The 3922-nt window shown below is 66.3% G+C and carries 5 protein-coding genes; all 5 read left to right on the top strand.

All coding sequences use genetic code 11. The features are described from left to right. Positions 1-126, top strand: a 126-nt coding sequence (locus ABWP50_RS12355) for an SDR family oxidoreductase (RefSeq protein WP_353218297.1), incomplete at its 5' end; no start/stop codon positions are given. Positions 127-591: 465 nt separating this feature from the next. Beyond that, the gene (locus ABWP50_RS12360; RefSeq protein WP_353218288.1) at positions 592-831 is read left to right on the top strand and encodes an acyl carrier protein; all 240 of its coding nucleotides are present in this window, start codon (positions 592-594) and stop codon (positions 829-831) included. A gap of 210 nt (positions 832-1041) precedes the next feature. Continuing rightward, on the top strand, positions 1042-2304 hold the full coding sequence (gene fabF, locus ABWP50_RS12365; RefSeq protein ID WP_353218289.1) for a beta-ketoacyl-ACP synthase II: 1263 nt from the start codon (positions 1042-1044) through the stop codon (positions 2302-2304). A gap of 7 nt (positions 2305-2311) precedes the next feature. Further along, a complete protein-coding gene (gene mltG / locus ABWP50_RS12370; protein WP_353218290.1) occupies positions 2312-3280 on the top strand; it encodes an endolytic transglycosylase MltG in 969 nt (322 codons plus the stop codon). Beyond that, the coding region (locus ABWP50_RS12375; protein ID WP_353218291.1) for a YdcF family protein at positions 3277-3922 on the top strand (646 nt) is incomplete at its 3' end. The genes mltG and ABWP50_RS12375, both read left to right, overlap by 4 nt.

Genomic DNA, 3922 nt, shown 5'->3' on the forward strand with positions numbered 1-3922 from the left:
ATTCCGGCTGGCCGTTTGGGTGAGGGCGGGGATATTGCGGCGGCTGTGGTGTATCTGGCGTCGCGTGAGGCTGGGTATGTGACGGGGCAGACGCTGCATGTGAATGGCGGGATGGTGATGCCGTGAAGCGCCGCGAGCGCGCATTGCAAGCAATGCGCGCCGACAGGCGCAAACGCGGCCGGGCTGGCTGACGGGCATCAGCCCGGCAGAACAGCTTCGACGGCGCGGCTCCGCCGCGCTCTTTCTTACTTGCTTTAGAATACAGCGGACTCGGCGGCTTTGCCGCCGGCCGCGCGCTGCTGGACGGACGCAGCGGCGTTGGCACGTTCCGAGCTTTGTCGCGCGGCCGGCGGCGGAGCCGCCGAGTCCGCTTCGGGTGCAAGAAAGAGCAGGAAGAAAGAGCGCGGCGGAGCCGCGCCGTCGAAGCGGTTCGGTCGGCCTGATGGCCGTCCGCCCGCCCGGCCGTGCTTGCGCCTGTCGGCGCGCGGCACGCGCGCTCGCGGCGCTGCGCTCTTGCCACCCTTTCCCCATCGGGCTATCGCCACGAAGCAATCCGCCGGCACAACACAGCCGTAACCTAGGGGAATGAAGATGAGTGACGTCGCCGAACGCGTGAAGAAGATCGTGATTGAGCATCTGGGCGTGGAAGCCGAAAAGGTCACCGAAGCCGCCAGCTTCATCGACGATCTGGGCGCGGACAGCCTCGACACGGTGGAACTGGTGATGGCGTTCGAAGAAGAATTCGGCGTCGAAATTCCGGATGATGCCGCTGAAAAAATCCTCACCGTGGCTGATGCCATTGGTTTCATTGCTGAAAACAGCAAGGGCTGATCGTGCGGCAGGCGGTGCGCGGCGCAAGCTGCGCGCGGCCGGGCCGGCATTGTCGGCTGCACAGCAAACGGTCCTTCGCTTGGCACGAGCGAAGGGCCGTTTTGCGCTTTTGGTGTCGATGTGCGAAACAAGGCCCCTTCATGTTGAGGGTAACGCAGACGCCAGCAACGAATGGCCAGCATTGCCTGGCCAGCAACGAACGGAATGCCAATGCGCCGAGTAGTGGTCACCGGTCTGGGCCTTGTCACCCCGCTGGGCAGTGATGTCGAAACCGTCTGGGCGAATATCCTTGCCGCCCGCTCTGGCGCTGGCCCGATCACCCGCTTTGATGCCAGCAACCAGGCCTGCCGCATCGCCTGTGAAGTCAAGCCCGGGGACGGCACCGGCATGACCTTCGACGCGAACAAGCGTGTCGATTACAAGGTGCAGCGCCAGGTCGATCCGTTCATCATCTTCGGCATCGATGCTGCCGGCCAGGCCATCGAAGATGCCGGCCTGACCGACATGACCGAGGAACAGCGCTTCCGCGCCGGCTGCTCGATCGGCAGCGGCATCGGCGGTTTGCCCGGCATCGAAGCCGAATCGATCGTGCTCCATGAAAAAGGCCCGCGCCGGGTCAGCCCACATTTCGTGCATGGCCGGCTGATCAATCTGATTTCGGGGCAGGTTTCGATCAAATACGGCCTGATGGGCCCCAATCATGCTGTGGTGACCGCTTGCTCGACGGGCGCGCATGCCATTGGCGACGCTGCGCGCATGATTGCGCTGGATGATGCCGATGTCATGCTGGCCGGCGGCGCCGAAAGCGCGTTGTGCCCGCTCGGCATCGCCGGTTTTGCGCAGGCCCGCGCGCTGTCCACCAATTTCAACGATGATCCCACCCGCGCCAGCCGGCCCTGGGACAAGGCCCGCGATGGTTTCGTGATGGGCGAAGGCGCCGGGGTGGTGGTGCTGGAAGAATATGAACATGCCAAGGCGCGCGGCGCCAAAATCTATGGCGAAGTGATCGGCTATGGCCTGACCGGCGATGCCTGGCACGTGACGGCGCCGCACCCGGAAGGTTCGGGCGCCTTTCGGTCGATGGCCATGGCCCTCAAGCGCGCTGGCCTGAATCCCGAAGACATTGATTATATCAACGCGCACGGCACATCGACTCCGATGGGCGATGAGCTGGAGCTGGGCGCGGTGCGGCGGCTGTTTGGTGATGCCATCGGCAATGTGTCGATGTCGTCGACCAAATCGGCCATCGGCCATCTGCTCGGCGGCGCTGGCGCGGTCGAAGCGATTTTCTGCCTGCTGGCCATGCGCGATCAGGTCGCGCCGCCCACGCTCAACCTTGATAATCCGTCCGACGCCTGTGCGGGCATTGATCTGGTGCCGCATGTCGCCAAGCCGCGCCGCATCCGCGCCGTGCTCAACAACAGCTTCGGGTTTGGCGGCACCAATGCCACGCTGGTGATGCGCGGCGTGTGATGGACTAGTGTTGCGCCGCGCACTTCTGGCTTTTTTCGGGCTGCTTTTGCTGCTCGGCGTGCCGCTGGCAGTTGCGCCATGGTTTGGCATTGGACTGGCTAGCGGCCCGGCGCAGCGCTTCGTGGTTGCGCCCGGCAGCGGCCTGAACCGCGTCGCTGCTGATCTGCAACGCGCCGGGGTGGTGGGTTCGGCGGGGCATTTGCGCCTGCTGGTGCGCGTGCTGGGCGATGCGGCGCCGGTGCAGGCCGGCACCTACCGTCTGGCTGCGGGCACGCCATGGCGTGACATCATCGCAAAATTGCAGCAGGGCCGCACCGAGCGTCTTTCGGTGACCATCCCCGAAGGCTGGCCGGCCGTGCTGGTTGCGCAGCGCATCAACGCGCTGCCCGGCCTGACCGGCACCGCTGCGCCGCCGCCGGAAGGCAGCGTCCTGCCCGACACCTATGAATATCAGCCCGGCGAGGACCGCGCCGTGGTAATGAAGCGCATGCAGACGGCGATGATCACCACCCTGTCTGAACTGTGGCCAAGGCGCAGCAAGACCAGCGTGGTGACCAGCCCGGCCGCTGCCGTGATCCTGGCCAGCATCGTGGAAAAGGAAACCGGCAAGCCGTCCGAACGGCGCACCATCGCCGGCGTCTACAGCAACCGGCTGCGCATCGGCATGAAACTGGATGCCGATCCGACCGTGATCTACCCGATCACCAGGGGCAAGCCGCTGGGCCGCCGCATCCGCCGTTCGGAATTGCAGCGCGATACCGGCTATAACACCTATCTCAAGCCCGGCCTGCCCGCCGGCCCGATTGCCAATCCTGGCCGCGCGTCGATCGAGGCGGTGCTGGACCCTGCAAAGACGCCGGCGCTGTATTTTGTCGCCGATGGCAGCGGCGGCCATGTCTTTGCGCAGACCCTGGCCGAACAGAACCGCAATCGTGACAAATGGTTTGCCATCCGCCGCCAGCGCGGTGAGATGTGAGCCGCAAGCCCGCCTATCGCGCGCCGCCCGCCCGGCCGATGCCCAAGCCGCGGCCTTATGGGGCCAATGCCCCGCGTCGCAATGGGCGCACTGGGCGCGCCGGGGCGGGCCTGTGGCTGGCGCGGCTGGCGGCGCTGCCGCTGCTGGCGTGGTGCCTGGGCCTCATTTGGTTCAGCCTGGCGCTGCCGGGCGCGGCGCCGTTGGCCGTGAAGACGGACGGCGTGGTGGTGCTGACCGGCGGCGCGGGGCGCTTCCGGCGCGGGCTAGGTGTGGTGGAATCGGGGTCGGCGCGGCGGATGCTGGTGTCGGGGGTTGGGGCCAACACCAGCCGCCGGCAACTGGCGGCGGCCTTTGGCGTGGCGACACGGCGGCTGGACAGCACCGATCTGGGCTATGAAGCCATCGATACCCGTTCAAATGCCGAGGAAACCGCGCGCTGGGCGGCGAAAAACCAGTTCACATCGATCCGGCTGGTGACATCGGCCGGGCATATGCGGCGTGCACGGCTGGAATTGGCGCGGGTGCTGCCGGCCGGCGTGACCGTGCTGCCCGATGCCGTGCCATCCGAACCGCACGCGCCGGGATTGGCGTTTGAATATTCCAAATATCTGCTGCGGCGCGGCGCGCTGCTGGCGGGTGTGC

Origin of the sequence: Sandarakinorhabdus sp. (genome assembly GCF_040398645.1) — a bacterium.
In the GTDB taxonomy this organism is placed as follows: domain Bacteria; phylum Pseudomonadota; class Alphaproteobacteria; order Sphingomonadales; family Sphingomonadaceae; genus Sandarakinorhabdus.